This window comes from Burkholderia sp. LS-044, from assembly GCF_004803625.1.
GTDB lineage: Bacteria > Pseudomonadota > Gammaproteobacteria > Burkholderiales > Burkholderiaceae > Burkholderia > Burkholderia cepacia.
This window is the reverse complement of record NZ_SSWO01000012.1, coordinates 40,225-61,246: the sequence shown is the minus strand read 5'-3', so window position 1 is coordinate 61,246 and position 21,022 is coordinate 40,225. Positions and strand designations below refer to the sequence as shown.

At 65.9% G+C, this 21,022-nt stretch carries 16 protein-coding genes and 1 pseudogene; 13 read left to right on the top strand and 4 right to left on the bottom strand.

All coding sequences use genetic code 11. The features are described from left to right. Nucleotides 1–3: 3 nt before the first annotated feature. The 3 genes from E9536_RS27365 to E9536_RS27355 all read right to left on the bottom strand — a co-directional run bounded on the left by E9536_RS27365 (nt 4) and on the right by E9536_RS27355 (nt 5,892). The gene (locus E9536_RS27365) at nt 4–3,147 is read right to left on the bottom strand and encodes an efflux RND transporter permease subunit (protein WP_136471308.1); all 3,144 of its coding nucleotides are present in this window, start codon (nt 3,145–3,147) and stop codon (nt 4–6) included. 20 nt (nt 3,148–3,167) lie between these two features. After that, the gene (locus E9536_RS27360) at nt 3,168–4,325 is read right to left on the bottom strand and encodes an efflux RND transporter periplasmic adaptor subunit (RefSeq protein ID WP_060061322.1); all 1,158 of its coding nucleotides are present in this window, start codon (nt 4,323–4,325) and stop codon (nt 3,168–3,170) included. 427 nt (nt 4,326–4,752) lie between these two features. Next, nucleotides 4,753–5,892, bottom strand: coding sequence for an ATP-binding protein (locus E9536_RS27355; RefSeq protein WP_060358610.1), 1,140 nt, complete (start codon nt 5,890–5,892; stop codon nt 4,753–4,755). A gap of 226 nt (nt 5,893–6,118) precedes the next feature. Between E9536_RS27355 and E9536_RS41600 the strand changes: the two genes are divergently transcribed. The 6 genes from E9536_RS41600 to E9536_RS27330 all read left to right on the top strand — a co-directional run bounded on the left by E9536_RS41600 (nt 6,119) and on the right by E9536_RS27330 (nt 11,286). Beyond that, nucleotides 6,119–6,358: a hypothetical protein gene (locus E9536_RS41600; RefSeq protein ID WP_168799576.1), complete on the top strand. Its 240-nt coding sequence runs from the start codon at nt 6,119–6,121 to the stop codon at nt 6,356–6,358. 182 nt (nt 6,359–6,540) lie between these two features. After that, on the top strand, nt 6,541–7,236 hold the full coding sequence (locus tag E9536_RS27350; RefSeq protein ID WP_247873513.1) for a hypothetical protein: 696 nt from the start codon (nt 6,541–6,543) through the stop codon (nt 7,234–7,236). Beyond that, the gene (locus E9536_RS27345) at nt 7,214–7,903 is read left to right on the top strand and encodes a TetR/AcrR family transcriptional regulator (RefSeq protein WP_136471304.1); all 690 of its coding nucleotides are present in this window, start codon (nt 7,214–7,216) and stop codon (nt 7,901–7,903) included. The genes E9536_RS27350 and E9536_RS27345 overlap by 23 nt, the downstream gene beginning before the upstream one ends. Nucleotides 7,904–7,963: 60 nt before the next feature. Beyond that, the gene (locus tag E9536_RS27340) at nt 7,964–9,442 is read left to right on the top strand and encodes an FAD-dependent oxidoreductase (protein ID WP_060172834.1); all 1,479 of its coding nucleotides are present in this window, start codon (nt 7,964–7,966) and stop codon (nt 9,440–9,442) included. Then, a complete protein-coding gene (locus tag E9536_RS27335; RefSeq protein WP_136471302.1) occupies nt 9,443–10,336 on the top strand; it encodes a c-type cytochrome in 894 nt (297 codons plus the stop codon). Nucleotides 10,337–10,602: 266 nt separating this feature from the next. After that, nucleotides 10,603–11,286 (top strand): TetR/AcrR family transcriptional regulator, encoded by a 684-nt coding sequence (locus E9536_RS27330; protein ID WP_311767165.1) that lies wholly within the window; start codon nt 10,603–10,605, stop codon nt 11,284–11,286. Between the two features lie 182 nt (nt 11,287–11,468). On the opposite strand, the pseudogene E9536_RS42200 reads toward E9536_RS27330, so the two are convergent. After that, nucleotides 11,469–12,215: pseudogene (locus E9536_RS42200) on the bottom strand (thioesterase family protein); the annotation flags it as partial. A gap of 531 nt (nt 12,216–12,746) precedes the next feature. Here E9536_RS42200 and E9536_RS27320 point away from each other — a divergent pair. The 7 genes from E9536_RS27320 to E9536_RS27290 all read left to right on the top strand — a co-directional run bounded on the left by E9536_RS27320 (nt 12,747) and on the right by E9536_RS27290 (nt 21,011). Further along, nucleotides 12,747–14,234 carry an FAD-dependent oxidoreductase gene (locus E9536_RS27320; RefSeq protein ID WP_124816268.1) on the top strand — a complete coding sequence of 496 codons (1,488 nt, stop codon included), beginning with the start codon at nt 12,747–12,749 and terminating at the stop codon, nt 14,232–14,234. Nucleotides 14,235–14,244: 10 nt separating this feature from the next. Continuing rightward, nucleotides 14,245–14,901 carry a c-type cytochrome gene (locus E9536_RS27315; RefSeq protein ID WP_060198464.1) on the top strand — a complete coding sequence of 219 codons (657 nt, stop codon included), beginning with the start codon at nt 14,245–14,247 and terminating at the stop codon, nt 14,899–14,901. Between the two features lie 34 nt (nt 14,902–14,935). Continuing rightward, a complete protein-coding gene (locus tag E9536_RS27310) occupies nt 14,936–15,625 on the top strand; it encodes a hypothetical protein (protein WP_136471298.1) in 690 nt (229 codons plus the stop codon). A gap of 560 nt (nt 15,626–16,185) precedes the next feature. Beyond that, a complete protein-coding gene (locus E9536_RS27305) occupies nt 16,186–17,019 on the top strand; it encodes a phytanoyl-CoA dioxygenase family protein (protein WP_060061331.1) in 834 nt (277 codons plus the stop codon). 18 nt (nt 17,020–17,037) lie between these two features. Continuing rightward, nucleotides 17,038–17,451, top strand: coding sequence for a RidA family protein (locus E9536_RS27300; protein WP_060061332.1), 414 nt, complete (start codon nt 17,038–17,040; stop codon nt 17,449–17,451). Nucleotides 17,452–17,719: 268 nt separating this feature from the next. Then, entirely contained in the window at nt 17,720–19,084 is a 1,365-nt protein-coding gene (locus tag E9536_RS27295; protein ID WP_060198467.1) for a DUF1329 domain-containing protein, read from the top strand. Between the two features lie 85 nt (nt 19,085–19,169). After that, nucleotides 19,170–21,011: a DUF1302 domain-containing protein gene (locus E9536_RS27290; RefSeq protein ID WP_136471296.1), complete on the top strand. Its 1,842-nt coding sequence runs from the start codon at nt 19,170–19,172 to the stop codon at nt 21,009–21,011. The last annotated feature ends 11 nt before the right edge of the window (nt 21,012–21,022 follow it).

The following is a 21,022-nucleotide window of genomic DNA, read 5'->3' as shown; positions in this document are numbered from 1 at the left end:
GCATCAACCTTCTTGTTCGTGGGTCACGGTGGCGGGCTTCTTGCCGGATGCGCGCCATGCCGAGATGCGTTCCTGGATGCTCATCACGAACACGAAGAAGACCGGAACGAAGAAAATGGCCAGCACGGTGGCGGTGATCATGCCGCCCAGCACGCCGGTACCGATCGCGTGTTGCGTCTCGGAGCTGGCGCCGGAGGCGATGACGAGCGGCACCACGCCGAGCCCGAACGCGAGCGACGTCATCAGGATCGGGCGCAGGCGCAGCCTGGACGACTGCACGGCAGCCTCGATCAGCCCCATGCCTTCCTCGCGCAGCTGCTTCGCGAACTCCACGATCAGGATCGCGTTCTTCGCCGACAGGCCGATCACGGTAATCATCCCGACCTTGAAGAACACGTCGTTCGGCAGCCCGCGGAGCATCACCGCGCCGAGTGCGCCGATCAGGCCGAGCGGCACCACCAGCATCACCGACAACGGAATCGCCCAGCTCTCGTAGAGCGCCGCGAGCACCAGGAACACGACGATCATCGACAGCGCCATCAGCATCGGCGCCTGCGATGCCGATTCACGCTCCTGCAGCGACTGGCCGGTCCAGGCCACCGTGAAGCCAGGCGGCAACTGGGTTGCCAGGCGCTCCATCTCGGCCATCGCCGCGCCGCTGGAGTAACCGGTTGCCGGACTGCCGGAGATACGCGCGGCCGGGTAACCCTGGAAGCGCACCATCTGCAGCGGGGCTTCCGACCAGACCGGATGCACCACTTCGGACAGCGGTACCATGCCGCCGGTCGCGTTGCGCACGTAGAGTTTCATCACGTTATCGATCTGCATGCGTGCCGGGGCATCCGCCTGGATGATCACCTGCTGCATGCGGCCGGCGTTCGGGAAGTCGTTCACGTAGGTCGAGCCCATCGCGGCCGACAGCGTGTCGCTGATGGTCGTGAACGACACGCCGAGCGCTTCGGCCTTCTCGCGGTCGATGTCCAGCCGCACGCTCGTGCCGGCCGGCAGGCTGTCCGGATAGACGCCGGTCACCACCTTGCTTTGCGCGGCCAGTTCGAGCAGCCTGGTTTCAGCCGCCTTGAGCGCAGCGAAGCCCTGGTTGGCGCGATCCTGCAGGCGCATCGTGAAGCCCGAACTCGTGCCCAGCCCGTCGATCGCCGGCGGCAACAGGCTCATGACCGTACCTTCGGTCACGCCGCCCGTCGCGGCCTGCGCGCGCATCGCTTCTTCCAGCGTGGACGAACCTTCGCGCTTGTCCCAGTCCTTGAGCACCGCGTAATTCAGTGCCGCGTTGGAGCCGAGGCCGGAGAAGCCGTAGCCGATGATGGAGATGCTCGACTGGATCGCCGGACGCGACGCGAGATGCTTCTCGAGGGTCTTGACCACGTCACCCGTGCGCTCGACGGTCGAATCCGCCGGGAGCAGGAAGCCGGTCATGAAGTAGCCCTGGTCTTCCTCGGGCAGGAACGACGACGGCAGCACGCGGAAGCCGAACACCAGCGCGACAGCGATCGCGACGAACAGCAGCATCACGCGGCCCGTGCGGCCGACCAGGCGGCCGACGCGCGTTTCGTACCAGTCCGTGAGGCGGTCGAAGCGACGGTTGAACCAGCCGAAGAAGCCGCGCTTCTGGTGATGGCTGTGGTCGACCGGCTTGAGCATCGTCGCGCACAGGGCCGGCGTCAGCGTGAGCGCAAGCAGGGCCGAGAACATGATCGACACGGCCATCGACAGCGTGAACTGCTGATAGATCACGCCAACCGAGCCGCTCGACATCGCCATCGGGAGGAACACGGCCGTCAGCACCAGCGTGATGCCGATGATGGCGCCGGTGATTTCCTTCATGGCCTTGATCGTCGCGTCCTTCGGCGACAGGCCTTCTTCCATCATCAGGCGTTCGACGTTCTCCACGACGACGATCGCATCGTCGACGATGATGCCGATCGCGAGCACCATGCCGAACATCGTCAGCACGTTGATCGAGAAGCCTGTCATCAGCATGACCGTGAAGGTGCCGAGCATCGCCACCGGCGCGACGATCGCCGGGATCAGCGTGTAGCGCACGTTCTGCAGGAACAGGTACATCACCAGGAACACGAGCACCATCGCTTCGAGCAGCGTGTGAATCACCTTCTCGATCGAGATCTTCACGAACGGTGCGGTATCGAACGGGATCGAGTAGGTCATGCCGGAAGGCATGGTCTTGGCGATCATGTCGAGTTGCTCGCGCACGGCCTCCGCGGTCTTCACCGCGTTGGCGCCCGGCGCCAGCTGCACGCCGGCGAAGGTGGCGGGTTTGCCGTTCTCGCTGTTGACGAAGGTGAAGGACTGCGGGCCGAGTTCGACCCGCGCGACGTCGCCGAGCACGACCTTCGAGCCGTTCGCATTCGCGCGCAGCACGATCTTCGCGAACTGCTCCGGCGACGTGAGCTGGCCTTGCGCGGTGAGCGGCACCGTCACGCGTTGGCCCGGCAGTGCGGGTGCCGCGCCGAGGCTGCCCGGGGCGATCTGCACGTTCTGCTGGCTGACGGCCGTCGTCAGGTCGTTCATCGACAGGCCGTAGGTGATCAGCTTCTGTGGATCGACCCAGATACGCATCGCCTGTTCGGAGCCGAACAGCTGCACCTTGCCGACGCCTTCGACACGTCGCAAGTCCTCGACGACGTTGCGCGCCATGTAGTCGGCAAGCGCGTTTTCGTCGTAGCGGCCGCTTTCCGACTTCAGGCCGACAAACAACAGGAAGCCCGATGAGGCCGACTGCACGATCACGCCGTTTTGCCGCACGACGGGGGGCAGGCGCGGTTCGACCGACTTGAGCTTGTTCTGGACTTCGACCTGCGCCATCGCCGAATCGGTGCCGGGCTTGAAGGTCGCGGTGATGGTCGCCTGGCCGGAGGTATCTGCCGACGATTCGAAGTACAGCAGGTTACGCACGCCGGACAGCTCGCGCTCGATGAGGCTCAGCACGCTGTCGCTCATCGTTTGCGGCGTGGCGCCCGGGTAGGTGGCGGTAATGGTAACGGTCGGCGGCGCGACCGACGGATAGCGCGCAACCGGCAGTTCGGGGATGGCGATCAGGCCCAGCAGGATGATGAAGAGGGCGATCACCCACGCGAATACCGGGCGCCGGATGAAGAATTGGGACATGACTGGAGGCTCCCCGTGACTCAGTGCGCGGCAGCGGTCTTGACCGCTTCAGGCGACTTCCATGCGGTCGCCGTGACGGCCGCGCCGTCGCTCAGGCGCTCCATGCCTTCGACGACGACCTTTTGCCCCGCCTGCAGACCCGACTTGATGCGGTAGCTGCGATGCGTCAGCTCGCCCACTTCGACGCCCTTCAGGTGCGCCTGATTCTTCGCGTCGATCACCCAGACCTGCGGTTTGCCGCCGGCGCGGACGATCGCCTGTTGCGGCACGGTCAGCGCATCGGCGTAGTGCGCGCGCGGGATGCGGGCACGCACGTACATGCCCGGCAGCAGCTCGCGCTTCGGGTTGTCGACCAGCACGCGCAGCAGCACGTCACCGGTACCCGGATCGACGTTGACGCCCGAGAACAGCATGCGGCCCTTCACGTCGTAGCGCGAGTCGTCGTCGCGCAGCACGTCGACCGGCAGCCCGTTTGCCGTGGTGTCCGGCTGCCCGGCGAGCGCGCCGCGCAGCGAATCGAGCGACGCGGCCGGCTGGCGGACGTCCACATAAACCTGGTCGATCTGCTGGATGCGCGCCATCGGCTGGCTGTCGCTGCTCGCGACGAGCGCACCCTCGGTCACGAGGGCCTGGTCGATACGGCCCGTGATCGGTGCCTCGACGGTCGCGAACTTCAGGTCGAGCTGGCGGCGCGCGAGCGTCGCGCGGGCCTGCGCGACGTCGGCGGCAGCCTGGTCGCGTTGCGACACCGAATCGTCGTAGACCTGCCGGCTGATCGCGTCGGCTTCCACCAGCGGCTTGAGGCGGGTGGTCTGCACCTTGGCCCGTTCTAGCGCGGCTTGCGCACGTTGCAGGGCCGCCGCGGCCGTGTCCATGTCGGCCTTGAACGGCGCCGGGTTGATCTGGAACAGCGGCTCGCCCGCGCGCACTTCCGAGCCTTGCTCGAACAGCCGTCGCTGCACGATGCCGCTGACCTGCGGCCGGATCTCGGCGATCCGGTGCGCCGCGACGCGGCCGGGCAGGTCTTCGGTCAGGTCGAGGGGCGCGGCCGCGAGCGTCATTGCCGCCACCGGGATGGCCGGCGCGGCGGCCTGCTGTTCGGAGGGCCCGCAGCCCGCCAGCATCGCTGCCACCAGCGCGCACACGGCGCCGTAGCAGGCTCGTTTCTGATTCTTCATGTGGACTCCATGGGACGCAGGCACCCGATGGCCCGCATTTTCGGTTCGCAGTGTGCGTGTGCCCGATGGAGTTTTTTGTGCGGAAAGATGGAGGTTTGATGGAGGCGGCGAAAGAATCGCGGAACGGCGATGCAGCGGCGGGCCGGGCCCGGAGGGGCGGGCTTTCGGAGGACCCGGCGGTGTGCGGAAGCGGGATGGGCGGCGCGGGAAATCCGCAATCCTCCGATGAAATGGCGGCGGCCGTGCATGCCGGCGGAGGCGCCGGCCGTGCGTTCCGCGCGCCATTATTGCGAAGATCGCTTCGGCGCGGGCGGCGGGCACATCGCGCGACGCACGCGCACTGCCCGTTCAGCGGTGGCGGGCGTGAGCGCGAGGGCGCGGGGCGGCAGGCCGGCGCACGGGGCGTGTCGCCGGCTCGCCGGGAGATTCAGCACGGATCGGCATCGACGGAGCGTTGCGTAGCGGACGTCACGTCCTTCCGGTTCGGCGTCGCGATGCGCGGCGATGCGGGGCCGTCGGGCCAGCGCAGTTCAAACGACGTGCCGCCGTGTGCCGTCGGGCGACACGATGCCTCTCCGTCGTGCGCCTGCGCAATGGCCGCGACCACGGCCAGCCCGAGGCCGCTGCCGCCCTTCTGGCTGGACTGCGCGTCGTCCACGCGCCGGAAGGCATCGAAAATCCGGGCCGCGCAATCGGCCGGGATGCCCGGCCCCTCGTCTTCGACCAGCAGGCGACACGCGCCGTTTTCGACACGCGTGTGGATGCGTATCGCGCCGGGTACCGCATAGCGCCGCGCGTTCTCCAGCAGCGCAAGCAGCGCCTGGCGCATCCGGAACGGGTCGCAGCGCATGGGCCGCGTATCGAGATCGAGCACCATGTGTTGGCCGGCCGCGGCCAGTGCATCCTCGAACATCTCGACGACCGCGTGGATGTGCGTCGCGAGATCGGTCTCCTGGATGCTGACGCTCAGATGCCCGCTTTCGGCGAGGCTGATCACGCGGAGATCCTCGATCAGGCGCGTCAGTCCTTCCGCCTGGGTCAACAGGCTCCGGAACAGCGCCTCGCCCGGCTGGAAGACGCCTTCCGCCAGCCCCTGCAACCGCCCGCGCAGGACCGTGACCGGCGTGCGCAGTTCGTGCGCGATCGCGGCATTCCAGAATGCCTGTTCGTCCGTCATGCGCTGCAGCTGGGCCGCGAGTGCATTGAAGTCGTCCGCGATCAGCGCGGCTTCGCGCATCGATCGATCGCCGGCGACCGCGCGCGCGGTCAGGTCGCCCTTGGCGACGCGACGAATGCTGTCCGCGACGGAGTTGAGCGGCACCAGAATCCGGTGCGCGAGTCGAGCCGACACGACGACCGCGAGTGCCAGGCCGGTCACGATGGTGATGCCCAGCCAGATCCACTCGGGGTTCGACGGAAACCAGCCCGCCTGATTGCAGACCTCGCTCCAGTGCCGGAGCATCACGTAGTAGAACGCATAGATCATCAGCACGACGATCAACGTGATGCCGAGTGCCAGCTCCGTCATCGATACCGCAATCTTGCGGCCCAGCCCTCCGAGCTTCATTTCGTGCTCCCAAGCGTGGCGTTGCGTCGATTCACGACGGGAGGGTGGTGCGGTCGGATTGCGTTGGCGTCGGGGGAAGGGCATGACAGGGGCGCGCGAGCGGTGTGCCGGCCGGGGGCTGCCGCTGTGGCGCGGAGGGCGGCGGCGCGCGTCGCGCGGGACGGTATGGATTCTTCAGTCATGGTGTCCGCTTTGTCTTATTGCTATTTCACGCCATCGAATCGCAATGTTACCGCACGAAATCGGCCACCGGACGACACGATGGTTCGGCATGGGTTGGAATGCGATCGCCACCGGCGTTGCGGCGCGGCGCGGGTCGTCAGGCGTGCTGCGCCGTTGGTTGGCGCCCGCTGATTGCCCGATGCTTCCCCGCGATCCAGGTGATTTCGAGGCAGGGGAATACCCTGCTTTTTTTCGTGTTCAATTGTTATGTATCATGACCTACAATAGTCAACGTTTTCTATAAGCGGAATACCCTGTCCCGCTCGATCCGGCGGGGTTCGGCGGAAGGATCGAGGAAGTGTGGGGCCGCCGACGGTTCGAACAGGAAGCATGAGCACACCGATGGGCGTGCGCCATCGCGTCGGGCGAGCGTTCATCCGGAGAACCAACGAAGCATCGAACCGAATCGGTACAGGAAGTTTCATGATGGATTTCAGATCTCCCGACATCGCGTTGTCCGTTGCCTTGCTCGCGTGGGTGACAGGCACCTATGGCATGAAGTTCGTCCGGATGCGCAACCCGTTGCTCGGGGCCGCCTGGTGGGTCGTTGCGGCGTCCGCCGTCAACGCGCTGATTTTCATGGCGACGGGCTGGTCAGGCTCGTCCGGCGTGGCGTACTTCCTGGACATGTTCACGAGAGGGTTCGGCATCCCGGTGATCGCGGCTGCCGGCATGATGGCCGTCACGCACGAATACAGGCCGATGGCCCAGCAGGTCGTGATGTTGCTCGGGATGGCCGTGGTGGGAACGATGGCGCTGATGACGCTCGAGTTCGTCGATGTCGTCCTGCCGTATTTCCATGTGGCGATGTGGGTGTTGCTGGCGCTCTATCTGGTTTATTTCGTCGCGCGGCTGTTGCGCGCCGGGGAAGCGTTGCATGCGATGACGACGGCGCTGGCACTCGTGCTGTCGCTGGTCGTAGCGTACGTCGACGACCTGTACGGGCTGCCCGGCGACGCGCACGGTGCCGTATCCGGATTTCCCGTGCTGGCGCTGCTGACGTGGTCGTATTTCGCGGTCGCGATCTATTACGCGTACTGCGCGCTCGAACGGAAGCGTCATGTCGAAACGGCCGGGGCCGCCGGCATGATCCGGTGGCGTGAATTTACCTCGTTCGAATAGGAATCCTGAGATGAATGAGGGTCTTGAAGCGCATGAAACTCACGGCGCGGATCAGGCCGGACAGGCGGTGAAGCCGACGCCGCGGCGCGGCAGGAAACGCGACGGCGAGTCGCGAGAGCGGCTGCTGCTGGCGGCACGCACGATCTTCGCCGAAAGGGGATATGCGGCGGCGAGCATCGAAAGCATTGCCATCGCGGCGGGCTATACGCGCGGCGCGTTCTATTCGAATTTCGGCGACAAGACGGCCGTGCTGCTCGAGTTGCTCAGGCGCGATCACGAAGGCGTCGAACATGAACTGATGCGCGTCGTCGAGGCCGCCAGCGACCGCGAGGTGATGGAGCGCGCGATGCACGCGTACTTCAGGCAACGCTATCGGCAGCCGGACGCCTGCGTCATGTGGATGGAAGCGGCGCTCCTGTCCGTGCACGACCCGTCGTTCCGCGTTCAATTCGCTGCATTCCTGAACGAGCAGCGAGTCCGGAGCCTGGCGTGCGCCGGTGTGCGGTTGCCGTTGCCGATCGAGTTGCTGACGCTCGGCCTGACAGGGCTGGGCGACGACGTGTTGCCGGACGGCGCGAGCGGACGGTGGCACCTGACCGACGCATGGGTCGACGCGGCGGTGGCGCAGGTGTTCGCGAGTAGCCCGTGCGACGAGACGATGGAATGACCGCGCGCTCGCCGCGTACCGGTGCAAGGACAAACTGACGAGGACGGAAGGAACATAAAAATGAATCGCAAACCCAGGCCGGATGCCCAGACCCGGCGCAACCTGCTCCGCCTCGCAGCGGTGGGCGCGGGGTCGCTCGCGGCCGGCGGAGTGTCGCTCGCGCAAGCGGCCGGCGCAGTCGCCGGGAACGACGGCGTGCTCGACGTCGCGATCATCGGCGCGGGGCTCGCGGGGCTGACCGCCGCGCGCGACCTGAAGCGTGCCGGATGTGAATCGTTCGTCGTGCTCGAGGCGCGCGATCGCGTCGGCGGGCGAACCTACAACCACGACCTCGGCGGCGGGAGAATTTCCGAGGCGGGCGGGCAGTGGTTCGGCCCCGGCCAGACGGCGATCGTCGATCTCGCGCGCGAACTGAACGTCGATACGTTCGACACGTACTACGCCGGCAAGACGGTGTATCTGGCGGACGGTGCGCGGGTGACCCAGGACACGCAGGGTACGGTGGGCGGCAACGGCACGATCGCGGCCCGGCTCAACGCGATGGCGAAGAACGTGCCTTCGGCGGCACCGTGGAAAGCGCCGAATGCGGCGGCGCTCGACAAGCTGTCGCTGGGCGCGTGGCTCGCGCAGCAAGGCCTGACCAACGAGGAGAAATTCTCGTTCAGCCTGGCGGCCCGGCTGTCGCTCGGCACGGCGCCGGCGCAGCTCGGCTTGCTGCACTACCTGGCGACGATCAACAGCGCGAACAGCGACTACGACCAGCTCGAGTCGATCAAGGGGGGCGCGCAGGAATCGCGTTTCGTCGGCGGTTCGCAGGTGCTGAGCATCAGGATGGCGGACGAACTGGGCGAACGGGTGAAGCTGTCCTGCCCGGTGCGCAGGATCGCCGGCTGGAATCGCGAGGTCGTCGAGCTGCATACCGACCAGGGTGTCGTACGTGCGCGCCGCGTGATCGTCGCGTTGAATCCGGCGCTGTGCAACCAGGTCGTGTTCGACCCGCCGCTGCCGGACGGTCGCGCGCAGTTGCAGCGCCTGTGGCCCGCGTACGCGCCGATGCGCAAGACGGTTCACGTCTACGACCGGCCGTTCTGGCGGGACGACGGGTGCAACGGGCAGGTCATCCCGGTCAACGGCCCGCTGTTGTGGGCCTATGACAACTCGCCGCCGGACGCGTCGATCGGCGTCATCAACGGCTTCATCGCACCGGGCGCGCTCGCGAGCGACGCGAAGGTGGCGGAACGGACGCTTTCCGCGATCTATGCGCAGGCGCTCGGCGACAAGGCGCTGCGCCCGACGCAGTTCCACGATTACGACTGGGGCAAGGTGGATCCATGGTCGCTGACCTGCATTCATCCGATTCCGCCCGGCTTCTGGACGAAGTGGGGCGAGTACCTGCACCCGCCGGCGGGGCGGCTGATCTGGTCGGGAACGGAGACGGCCGACATCTGGGCCGGTGCAATGGATGGCGCGGTGCGTTCGGGGCATCGCGCCGCACTGCAGGTTCTGGGTGCGCTCGCGCATCGGACGACGGAGGCTTGAGTGAAGCGAGCATGGATCATCGGTGTTGTCGTGGTCGCTGCCGTGTCGGCGGCCGGTGTGCTGTTCGGGCCGGATCTGTACGGCTATTACCGCTTCGGGAAAGCGCTGGACGGCGAGGCCGACACGCTCAAGGCCGATGCCGGCCCATGGCCGCAGCCGCAGGAGACGTGTTTTATCTGTCACGGCCCGCGCGGACAATCGGGTAACGGCGGATATCCGGCGCTGTCCGGCCAGCCGGCGGCCTATATCGAGGCCCAGTTGCGCGCGTTCGCCAGCGGCCGCCGGCCGGACCCGTACATGGGGCCGCTTGCGCGCGGCATGGACGAGAAGCAGATGAAGCTGCTGGCCGACTATTTCGCGCGCCAGGCGCCGGTCCAGAACGAGAAGATCCGCGTCGATGCGGCGCTCGCCGCGCGCGGCATGTCGGTGGTGCAGACGCGGAGCTGCGTCGCGTGCCATGGCGCGGGCCTGACGGGCAACGCGCGCGCGCCCCGCCTCGCGGGGCAGGGCGAGGCGTATCTCGCGGGCCAGCTCGTCGCGTTCCGGGCGGGCAGGCGGCACGACGAGACGGGCGCGATGAACGGGGTGGCTGCCGCCTTGTCGGACGATGACATCCGGGCCGTCGCGCATTACCTGGCGGGTGTCGCACCGACGCATGCCGCAGCCGCGACCGCATCGACGGATCATGCGCCGCGCCTCGCGAATCACGGCGAGGCGGATCTGGTGAAGCAGATCACGGCCATCAAGACCGGGTATCTAAACGATCGGGCCGATCCGGCCGGTGCGATGCATGCCGCCGTCGCCAGGTTGTCCGGAGACGACATCCGCGCCGTCGCGTACTACCTCGCCAACGTGTCTGCCGCGCGCGGCGGCGGTGGCGTCAGCGTCAGGTAACGCGGGGAGCGGAGCGGCTGCCCGTTGCGATCGCGCGGGCGGACGTCGGCGCCCGGGCGGAGCGCTCAGGCTCGTGGCGGCCCCGGCGGTCGCGATACGGTGAACGCCGCGCACGCGGCACCGGCGCCGCGACGAACGGTGGCAGCGGCGGCCGCCCGCCGCCCGGCGGCGCCCCGGATGGAAATTGGTGTCGGCATCGGGTATAGTCGTTCGCGACCGGCGAAACGCCGGTCCTATCACATCAGGAGGGCGGAAACGCCCGGATCATGACGGAAGCGATGACAGTGCCTATTGAGCAACCGACCCGGAAACGGCGCACGTCGAGTGCCGGACCCACCGGCGCGCAGCCTGAAGGCCTTCGGGCCCAGGGCGTTCGTACGCGCAAACTCATCGTGCGCGTGGCGAGGAAACTCCTGCTCGAGGGCGGTGCGCTGGAGTTTTCCCAGCGTGCGGTCGCGCAGCGCGCCGGCATCAGCGTCAGCAACCTCCAGTACTACTTCCCAACGCGGCTTGCCGTGCTGCGGGCAGTCATGGAGCCCGAGATCGAGGCGTACCTGAGCGCGCTGAAGCGCGCGCTCGAAAGCGGCGCGCCGCCGCGTGAAACGCTCGAGGCATTGCTCGGCATGGCGCTCGAGAATGCGAAGGACGTCAAGGGCACGGCCCTGTGGGCCCACTTCGTTTCGTTTGCGTCGATCGATCCCGAATGCGCGCGGCTGATCGACGAATGGTATGCATCCTTGACGCAAGCCATCGCCGCGCTCGTCCGTGCGGTGAATCCGGGCCTCAAGGCGGCCGACGGCGAGCACGTCGCGATGCTGCTCGTCGCGATGGCCGACGGGCTGGCGCTCCAGTACACGATGGGGCGGCAGACGGAGGGGCTCGATGCGAGGTTCCTGGCGTCGGCGTACTCCCTGGTGGAGAGCAAGGCGCCCGGCGGCAAGAGCCGGTAGCAGTCGCGGCCCGGCCAGGTGACACAGGAAGACAGGGCATGTCCCTGTCTTTTTTCTTTTTTGCCCCGCGCGCATGATGCCGCGTGGCGGGCGCCACGTCCGGCGAGGGCGACGCACAGGGCGGGCATTCGGCTTGCCGGACGTGTGTCGCCGAGCGTTCCGCGGAATTTCGCGAGCTGAAGCGACTCCGCCACGAGCTGCCCGCTCGTATCCCGCAATTCACCATCGATGACCAGCAGGCCATTGCGGACGTCCTTCGTCACGAAGCGGGCGTGGATCGGCCCGGGGCCGGGAGCGGCCTTGAGGTATACCGCATAGTCGATCGTCGGCATCGATCCCCACTCGGCGCGATCGATGACGTTGTCGCTCGGCGGCGGGAACGCATCGGCGAAGAAGGCCAGCGACGCGAGCGTCGGAGATGCTTCGTCATCCAGAGCAATCCATCCATCGATGATCGCGGTGTGTTCAGGCTCGCTGTTTCGCAATGCTCCGGGTGCGAGACGCAGGTCGAACTGCGAGATGAACGAGTGCATCGGATCGGGGATCGCCAGCGTGTCGATGCTCACGCACGCGCGATAGAGCGTGGCCGGCAGCTGCGGTCCCGCGCAATGCGTCGCCGTGGCGCCGGTTGTCTGCGAAAAGTCGGTGAACGTCGCCACGTAGAGCGCCTTGAGTGCGCTTTCCTGCATCAGCGACAACGTCGCGCGCGACAGGCTTTTCATCGATCTCAATTCGACGATGCGGGCCGTCGCGGGGCTGGAAACGGGATGGCCGAGAAAACTCGCGTTGATCGACAACAGGTCGGGGTGCGCGCTTCGGCGGGCAAGCGTCTCGGCCGCCAGCCTCGTGAGATAACCCCCGTTCGGATAGCCGAGGACGTTGAATCGCGACGAGATATCGACGGGTATTTCCGCGCAGGCGCCCGGCATTCCTGTTCCCATGAAGCCATGCCCCGTCGACGACACGGGGAATCGGATTGAACGGCACGCGCACCACGGCGCACGCGCGAGTCGCTGCCGGGCACGGGTTGCCGTGAACCGGCGCGTGGATGCCGTACGGCGATGCCATCGCCGCCGGACCGATGCGATTTCTCGCGTGAATTCGTGACCGCGAGCATAGCGGGCACGTGCGTCACGCTGAAGTTTATTTTGTGAATCGGCCGGCATTCCCGCGATGAATGGTCTGCTTCGCAGCAGCGTCTGCAACCGCCAAAAAAATTCTCCAAGGCAGGGTAATCCCGTGTCTTTTCTTTATTTTGGTTGTATGTATCATGACCTACGTTTGTCACATATTCCTACAAATGGATTGCGTGGTTCGCCGACTTGCCCTGCGCCATGAGTGAGGCGGGAGCAGCGGCCGCATTCCGATCGGTCTGGAACGACGTGCCGAACGGGCCGCCTATCGTTCGTCATCCTGATGGACGGCTCCCGAGCGACTTTCATTGCAGTAGCCAAGACAACATGCCAAAGAAGTCTTTCCCCAATGGAGCAGCCGATTTGCGTCGGAGGCAGTGGCTCAAGTACGCGGGCGCGTCAGCCGCCGCCGTGGGCACGCTCGCGATCGGCGCGCGGCAGGCGAGCGCCGGCGAAGGCGGCACGTCCGGCATGCCGGTCGACGTGCTCGACGTGGTCATCATCGGCGCGGGGCTGGCCGGACTGACGGCCGCGCGCGACTTGCGACAGGCCGGTTGCGAATCGTTCGTGGTGCTCGAGGCGCGCGACCGAGTCGGCGGCCGGACACTCAACTACAACGTGGAAGGCGGATTTGTCACCGAGGTCGGCGGCCAATGGATCGGGCCGGGCCAGACCGCCGTCGCCGATCTCGCCCGCGAACTGGAGGTCGGCACGTTCCCGAGTTACTACGACGGCAAGACGGTCATCCTCGGCGGCGAAGGCCGCGCAACGGTCGACCTGAAAGGCACGTTCGGCACTGACGAAGCCATATCGTCGAAGCTCGGCAAGATGTCGCGCGACGTGCCGTCGGGCGCGCCGTGGACGTCGCCCAGGGCCGGCGAGCTGGACAGGATGTCGGTGGGCGACTGGCTGGTGACGCAGGACATCAAGCCCGAGGACCGGGTGGGTTGGGAGGGCTCGTGCACGCTGAGCGGCGGCGCTCCGCCGGTCAGTATGGGGCTGCTGCACTTCCTGTCGATGATCAATTCGGCGTCCTGCGACTTCACGCAACTCGATTCCATCAAGCGCAGCGCCCAGGAAACGCGCTTCGTCGGCGGCTCGCAGATCCTTTGCACGAAGATGGCCGGGCAACTGGGCGACAAGGTACGCCTGTCGACCCCGGTGCGACGGATCTCCGGTTGGGACCGCGACATCGTCACATTGCATACCGATCGCGGAGAGGTGCGGGCGCGCAAGGTCATCATGGCCATCCACCCGGCCCTCTGCAACCAGGTGCAGTTCCAGCCGGCGTTGCCCGAGAAGCGGGCGTCGCTGCAGCGGGCGTGGCCCGCCCACTCGCCGGCGCGCAAGACGGCGATGGTCTATCGCCGTCCGTTCTGGCGGGAGAAGGGGCTGAACGGCCATGTCTTCCAGGTCGGCGGACCGATCATCTGGGCGTACGACAACTCCCCGCCCGGCGGCGAGATCGGGATCATCAATGCGTTCGTCCGGAACGCGCTGTTGCCGACGGACAGGAAGGCCGCGCAACACATCCTCACGGACATCTATGCACAGGCGTGGGGCGACGACGCGTTGTCGCCCGTGTCGTATCACGACCACGACTGGAGCCGCGCCGACCCATGGACGATCACGTGCGTGTCCGCGATTCCACCCGGTTTCTGGACTGCGCACGGCGAGGGACTGCATTTGCCGTGCGGCAATCTGATCTGGTCGGGAACCGAAACCGCGAACATCTGGGCGGGCTACATGGATGGCGCCGTGCGTTCGGGGCATCAGGGCGCCTTGCAGGCACTGAACGGCCTGCGCCGCGCATAGGAGAGCAATCATGAAAAAACGCATCTTGCTCGCCATTGCGGGGCTCGTCGCCGTATCGCTCGTCGTCTTCGGGCCGACGTTGCTGAATCTGTACCGCCTTCAACAGTTCGTGTCCGCGTCGGAAGAGGCGTACCGCGCCGACGGCGGACCGTGGCCGCACCTGACCGACACGTGCCTCGGCTGTCACGGCGTCAAGGGTACGTCGGCCGACCAGGGTTATCCGAGCCTGGCGGGGCAACCGGCGTCCTACGTGGCGGCCCAGCTTCACGACTTCGCGAGCGGCAAGCGTGTCAATCCGAACATGGCGCCGCTGGCGATGAGCCTGAGCGAGACCGAAATCAAGTCGCTGTCCGAGTACTACGCGCGCCAGCCGGCCCGCAGCAACCGCTACTTCGAGGCCGATCCGCAACAGGCGGCGCAAGGCAGGCAACTGGTCGAGAAGGGGGCGTGTGCCGCGTGCCACGGCGCCCGCCTGATGGGCCAGGCGCAGTTCCCCCGTCTGGCGGGCCAGGGGCACGACTATCTGCTGAAGCAACTGGAGGCGTTTGCAGCCGGCACGCGAACGGAAGCGACCGGCACGATGCAGCGCGTCGCCGCCGCACTGTCGCCGAAAGACCGCGAGGCCGTTGCTCAGTACCTGGCGAGTTTGAATCCGGAGAAGGAATGATGAACCGTATGCAATCGGAATGGAGCATTTGATCATGGACAGCAGAACGCTCGCACTTTGCCTCGCCAGCGCATTGCTGGCAACCACGACGGCCACTTACGGCTGGAAGTTTCTCAAGCGGCGCAATTTCCTGCTCGGGATCGAGTGGCTCATCGTCACGGTCTCTTCGACCAACGCGCTGATCTACTTCGCGACTCACTTCGAGCTCTCGGGGCTCGTGTCGCATGTCCTGGATGCGTTTTCCCGGGGCTTCGGGATGCCGCTCGTCGCCGTCGCGGGCCTGATGGCCGTGACGCGCGGCTACAGGCTGTCGGGCCGCCAGGATGTCGCGCTGTTCGCGATCTCCATCGTCGGCACCGCCGTACTGGTGTCCGGCGTGATCGCGAAAGTGCAGCCGTATTTCTATGTCGCGGCATGGGCGTGGCTGACGATCTACCTCGCGGGTTTCGTGCGGAAACTGCTGGCGGCAGGCGAGCGGTTCCATGCGACGACGACGACCGTCGCGGCGGTGACGTCGATGGCGATCGCGTGCATCTACGACTTCTATCCGATACCGGGAGACGAGCACAACGTCGTGCTCAACTTTTTCGTGCTCGCGCTGGTGACGTGGTCGTACTTGACGGTCGTGGTGTATTACGCCTATTGCGCGCTGGAGCGCGCAGGTCAGACGCATGACGCCAGCCGGTTTGGCTCGAACCGGAGCGGGGATCGTCGCCTCGCGTAAGCGCGTGGCGACGCGCATCGGAGCATTCGCGTCGATCGACGACACGCGCCGGAGATGGCTGTTGTGCCGTCGTGCCGCTCAGCGCCGCATCGCTTCCGCTATTCCGTTACTCACCGCGGCCGATCGAGCGCGTGAGCAACGGTGTTCCGGAGCGAGGCTAGTGCGGATCGGCCCTCGCGTATCCGCTGGCCTTCGTCGGACGGTGTCGACATCGATCCGGCGACGGCCTGCATGTCACGTTGTCCGGCGTGTTCCGGATGGCGGGGTGTCGGCTCGGCGCTGACCGCGACACGTGAAGGCCGTCGAACAATCGTCGGAGGAAAGAGGGGCGCGTGCCCTCGGTGTGCCCTTTCGGCGCGCGGGCGGGCACGCGGCCGTGATCGGCTTCGCATGCCAGGCATCCCGTTTTGTCCACGTATCGAATCCGTACCGGGAATACCCTCTCTTTTTATTTTCTTCTATCTTTATCATCATTACCTAACATTGTTACTCTGTTCCATGTTCGGAATGGTACAAGGCACCCGCAAGCAGGGCGGGGGCGAACCAACAGGAGGTGACCGATGGACGATGTCAAGCGCAAGGCTTTCGCGGAAGACGGTGCGATTCTGATCGAAGGCGTGTTGAACGAGGAACAGCTGGCCCAATGCCGGCTCGCGTTCGACTGGGGGATTGAAAACCCGGGGCCGATGGCGTCGAGTCTCCTCGACGGTACCGAATTCCGGTCGCACGTCGACAACGCGAATCCGTATGCGAAGGAACGGCTCGACGAACTGGTCGCCACGCTGCCGCTCGGTCGCCTGTTTGCCGACTTGTGGGGATCGGAGCACGTGTGGTTCTTCGCCGAGGAACTGTTCCTGAAGCGCGGCGGAAAGGGCGCACGCTCGTTGTGGCATCAGGACACCTCGTACCTGCCGTGGTCCGGGACGCACTTCGGCAACGCGTGGATCAGTTTCGAGGCCGTTCCCAAGCGCAACGCGCTCGAGATTGTCCGGGGCTCGCATCGCGGCGTGCGTCACGACGGCACCACGTTCCAGAACGCCGACGATCCCACCGAGCCGCTGCATGGCGGTGGCGTCTGGCCGCGGATGCCGGACATCGAAGCCGAGCGCCGCGCCGATCCGGGCAAGTACGACATCCTCTCGTGGGCCACGAAGCCCGGCGACGTCCTGCTGCTTCATCCCGGCGTGCTGCACGGCGGCGGCGTGGTCGATCCGGCGTTTCCCGATCGCCACACGCTCGTACTGCGCTTCTTCGGCGACGACGCCACGTTCAGCCCGCTGCCGGACAACAGCGCATCCGGTTTCACGCCGGCGGGCGTGCTGTTTGTGGACGAGCTCGCGTCCTTGAAGGCGGGCGACCCGTTTCGCGCGCCGTGCTTCCGTCAACTCGTCTGAATCCGGAGGATTCCAGTCATGGCAACAACCAGCAAGCGGCAACCGATCGTTCCACCCGGGTTCAAGGCGTGGTACGACACCTACCATTTCGCCCCCGCGACGCGTGTGGGCGACACGATCTGGGTTTCCGGCCAGGTCGGGATCGGCGCGGACATGCGGCCGGGCGACGGCGTGCAGGCGCAGGCGCGCATCGCGTTCGAATCGCTGAAGGCGATTCTGGTCGAGGCGGGCGCGAGCCTTGCCGACGTGGTGGAACTGACGACTTTTCATACGGATCTGCGCGCCGAGGTTGAAGCCTTCGCAGCCGTGAAGGACGAATACTTCCCGGATCGCTATCCGTCGTGGACGGCGGTCGGGGTGACGCAGCTCGCGTTGCCCGAGCTGTGTGTCGAAGTGCGGGCGGTGGCGGTGGCCGGATCCGGCGCCGCCTGACGCGGACGCCCGGCCGTTCGCGCGACCGGCGCGGCGTCGACGCAAGAGGGTGTTCGACGCCGCGAAATTCGGCGGAAGAATACCGACAATATTTCGTATTACTTACAACGTAGAACGCATCGGCTCGGTGATGTCGAGCGTTTCACGGTCGCGGGGTCGCGCGACGGCCTTCCGGGAAGCGGCGTGTCAGCCGCTCGAAACGGATTGAACGCCTGTCACCCGTCAACCGCACAACCGGTGAATGAAAGCTGAGTCTCGGAAGGAGAACATGATGAAGAAGCACACGATCGGAACCGTGTCCGCAATCGCGGCTGCGTTTCTGGTGATGGCAGGCAGCGCGGTGGCTGACGACCTTACCTCCGCAGGCGCCGAACGCGGCGCGAGCAAGGACGGTTCCATTCCGGCCTTTTCCGGCAAGCAGGAGCCGCAGTCGGGCTGGGAATACGGCAAGACGCGAGGCGATTTCTGGAAACACCGGAACGAGAAGCCGCTTTATTCGATCGACGCCGCGAACGTCGACAAGTACGCGAGCAATCTGTCGCCCGGCCAGATCGCATTGGTCAAGCAGCGCAAGGGCTACCGGATGGATGTCTATCCGTCGCACCGCGAGTGCCAGTTGCCGGAATTTGCCGAGCAGAACACGAAGGCCAACCTCACGGCCGCGAAGCTCGCGTCGGATGGCGAAACGCTCGAAGCGGGCGTCTTGCCCGGCGTGCTGTTTCCCCAGCCGAAAACCGGCGCCGAAGCGATCCTGAACTACGAGAACCGGTATCGGGGTGTCGGTATCGAGTGGCCGCTGGTCGTCACGTCGATCTCGCCGCGTCCGGGCGGCGGCGAATGGATCGACGGGATCGGCCCGCAGGTCTTCTTTTTTCCGTCGGGCAAATCGGGCAAGAGCGGGCCGAAGGATGTCGACCAGCTCAGCCTGGCCGCCTATTTCTCGGCCACGTCACCGGCCGCGCTGGCGGGGCAGGCGTTCGTGCAGCGCCAGTATTTCAACAAGGACTCGGAAACCTACTACTACTTTCCGGGCCAGCGCCGCGTGAGACGGATGCCGGCCTATACGCATGACGCGCCGCTGATCGGCTTCGAGAACCAGTACCTGATCGACGAAGCCAACATGTTCAACGGCTCGATCGACCGGTTCAACTGGAAACTCGTCGGCAAGCGTGACCTGCTCGTTCCGTACAACGCGTTCGGCATGTACAAGTTCAAGAGCAAGCTGCACGACGTCGCGACCCCGGACGGCATCGCGTCGGCGAACCGGCGCTACGAGATGCATCGCGTATGGGTCGTCGAGGCGACGGTCAAGCCGAGTGCGCGCCACGTCGCGTCGAAGAAGGTGTTCTACCTCGACGAGGACAGCTGGCTCGCACTCGTCGGCGAGGACTACGACGCGCAAGGCAAGCTGTGGAAGGTGCGCGAGAGCTACCCGATTCCGGTATGGGAGCTGGGCGGTGCCTGCGACAACGAACCGATGGCGCAGTACGACGTGCTGAGCGGGCGTTACGTGTTCGATTCGTCGACGATCGGCCAGGGCAAGGATATCCGCTGGTACCAGGAGATCAACGATCCGCGCTTCAAGCCCGATTTCTACTCGGCGGAATCGCTGAGATCGGTCAGCGAACGCTGATTGCCGTAGCCCAAAAAATAGAAAACAGGCCCGACGTGCGTACTCGCGCCGTCGGCATCCGGTCTGGAGATGGGTGGGTGGTGCGATGAAAGCAAGCAATATCGTTAAGAGTACTACGGTGTCGATTGCCATGCTGGGTGCGGCAACGTCGACTGCGTACGGGTACGAGTTCACGCTGGGGGACGGCGCCGTTCAGGGGTCGTGGGTGACCAATCTCACGGCGGGCGGCGGGATCCGGACCAGGAGTCCGAGCTGCTCGCTGACCGGCGATCCGAATGCATACGGTTGCGGCGCGGCTGCCAACACGGATCAGTGGGGTTACGGTGACAACGGCGACCTGAACTACCGCAAGGGGCAGCCGTTCAGCACCTACGTGAGCGCGACCAGCGAGCTGCTGCTGAAGATGCCGGGCGAAGGGCTCAAGTTCATGGTGCGCGGCACGGGCATGTACGACTTCCTCGCCGGGAGAACGGCCAGAACGCCGCTGTCGAGCACGGCGGCCGCGCAGGTGGTGTACAACGCGCAGCTGCTCGATCTGTGGGCGCAGAAGGATTTCACGATCGGCGGGCGCAACGCGCACGTCCGGCTCGGCAACCAGGTGATCAACTGGGGCGAGAGCATCTACGCGCAGAGCGGCATCAACGCGACCAACTCGATCGACGTCCAGAAGCTGCTGATCCCGGGTTCGCAGCTCAAGCAGGCGCTGCTGCCGGCGCCGATGCTGAGCCTCGCCGCCGATCTTTCCCACGGCTTCAGCACCGAAGCGTATTACCAGTTCCAGTGGAACGGCAACCGCCTTCCGCCGGTCGGTTCGTACTGGTCGCTGGCGAACGTCATCGGCCGCGGCGCCGAACCGTTCACGATCAACGCGAACAACCCCAATGTCGCTGGCCCGGGCGTCGGCACGATCGCCAATGCGATCGGCGGCGGGGCCGCGGCGGGCAACCAGGACACGCTGAATGCGATCAAGAACGGGCTCGTGAACGGCGCGTTCGCCGGGCCGCCGTTCAACGACCTCGGCATTCCGGTGTCGACGCAGCTGCCCGCGAAATACCGGCCGCAGTTCGGCGTGAAGTTCAATTACTCGCCGCGCTCGTTCGATGCGAACTTCGCGTTCTACTACCTGAACTACACGGACAAGTCGCCGGTGCTGTCGACGCTGTCGAACGGCACCGCGCAATGGTCGTATCTCCAGAACCGGCAACTGTTCGGCGCGAGCGCGAACTTCGGGGTCGGCCCGTGGGCCATCGGTACCGAGCTGTCGTATCGGCCGCGCGATGCGGTCGCGTTGTCGAGCTGCTACGGCGCGGGCGGCCCGACCGACCTCGTCACGAACGGCGTGCAAGGCGTCAACTGCCAGCAGTGGGCCGACAAGAAGAAGTTCCAGCTGGATGTCAACGGGCTGCTCGCGCTGACGCGCAGCGAGTACCCGTTCCTGAAGCTGATCGCCGCGGATTCCGCTGCGTTGACCTGGGAACTCACGTGGATCTACTACCCGGGCCTCGGTTCGGACGTGACGCGCACGGTGGACGGGCAGCCGGTCACGCAGGTGCCGGCCGCCGGTTATTTCCCGTGGCTGAACAACAACTCGGGGCTCGGCTATCCGATCACGCAAGGGCAGGGCACGTCGAGTTCGGTGGGCGCGACGGTCGACTTCAACTGGACGTATGACGGTTCGCTGATCCCCGGCTGGCAGGTGACGCCGGGCGTGACGTTCAGCACCGGCCTCTACGGGTACACGCCGACCTTCACCGCGAACTACATGCAGGGCGCGAAGTCGGTGAACGTCTACGTGCTGTTCAACCAGAATCCGCCGAAGTGGCAGGCAGGCATCAACTTCGCGGCGTTCTTCGGCGGTCACCAGTCGGTGGGCAATCCGTATGCGGACCGCAATTTCGTCGGTGTGTTTGCTACCCGGAACTTCTGACGCGCGCGTCG

Bases quoted from the DNA above. Each gene is read 5' to 3' on its own strand.
- E9536_RS27355 (WP_060358610.1), bottom strand. From the start codon at position 5,892: ATGAAGCTCGGAGGGCTGGGCCGCAAGATTGCGGTATCGATGACGGAG.
- E9536_RS27290 (WP_136471296.1), top strand. From the start codon at position 19,170: ATGAAAGCAAGCAATATCGTTAAGAGTACTACGGTGTCGATTGCCATG.
- E9536_RS27330 (WP_311767165.1), top strand. From the start codon at position 10,603: ATGACGGAAGCGATGACAGTGCCTATTGAGCAACCGACCCGGAAACGG.
- E9536_RS41600 (WP_168799576.1), top strand. From the start codon at position 6,119: ATGTTACCGCACGAAATCGGCCACCGGACGACACGATGGTTCGGCATG.
- E9536_RS27320 (WP_124816268.1), top strand. From the start codon at position 12,747: ATGCCAAAGAAGTCTTTCCCCAATGGAGCAGCCGATTTGCGTCGGAGG.
- E9536_RS27305 (WP_060061331.1), top strand. From the start codon at position 16,186: ATGGACGATGTCAAGCGCAAGGCTTTCGCGGAAGACGGTGCGATTCTG.
- E9536_RS27315 (WP_060198464.1), top strand. From the start codon at position 14,245: ATGAAAAAACGCATCTTGCTCGCCATTGCGGGGCTCGTCGCCGTATCG.
- E9536_RS27300 (WP_060061332.1), top strand. From the start codon at position 17,038: ATGGCAACAACCAGCAAGCGGCAACCGATCGTTCCACCCGGGTTCAAG.
- E9536_RS27360 (WP_060061322.1), bottom strand. From the start codon at position 4,325: ATGAAGAATCAGAAACGAGCCTGCTACGGCGCCGTGTGCGCGCTGGTG.
- E9536_RS27340 (WP_060172834.1), top strand. From the start codon at position 7,964: ATGAATCGCAAACCCAGGCCGGATGCCCAGACCCGGCGCAACCTGCTC.
- E9536_RS27310 (WP_136471298.1), top strand. From the start codon at position 14,936: ATGGACAGCAGAACGCTCGCACTTTGCCTCGCCAGCGCATTGCTGGCA.
- E9536_RS27365 (WP_136471308.1), bottom strand. From the start codon at position 3,147: ATGTCCCAATTCTTCATCCGGCGCCCGGTATTCGCGTGGGTGATCGCC.
- E9536_RS27350 (WP_247873513.1), top strand. From the start codon at position 6,541: ATGGATTTCAGATCTCCCGACATCGCGTTGTCCGTTGCCTTGCTCGCG.
- E9536_RS27295 (WP_060198467.1), top strand. From the start codon at position 17,720: ATGATGAAGAAGCACACGATCGGAACCGTGTCCGCAATCGCGGCTGCG.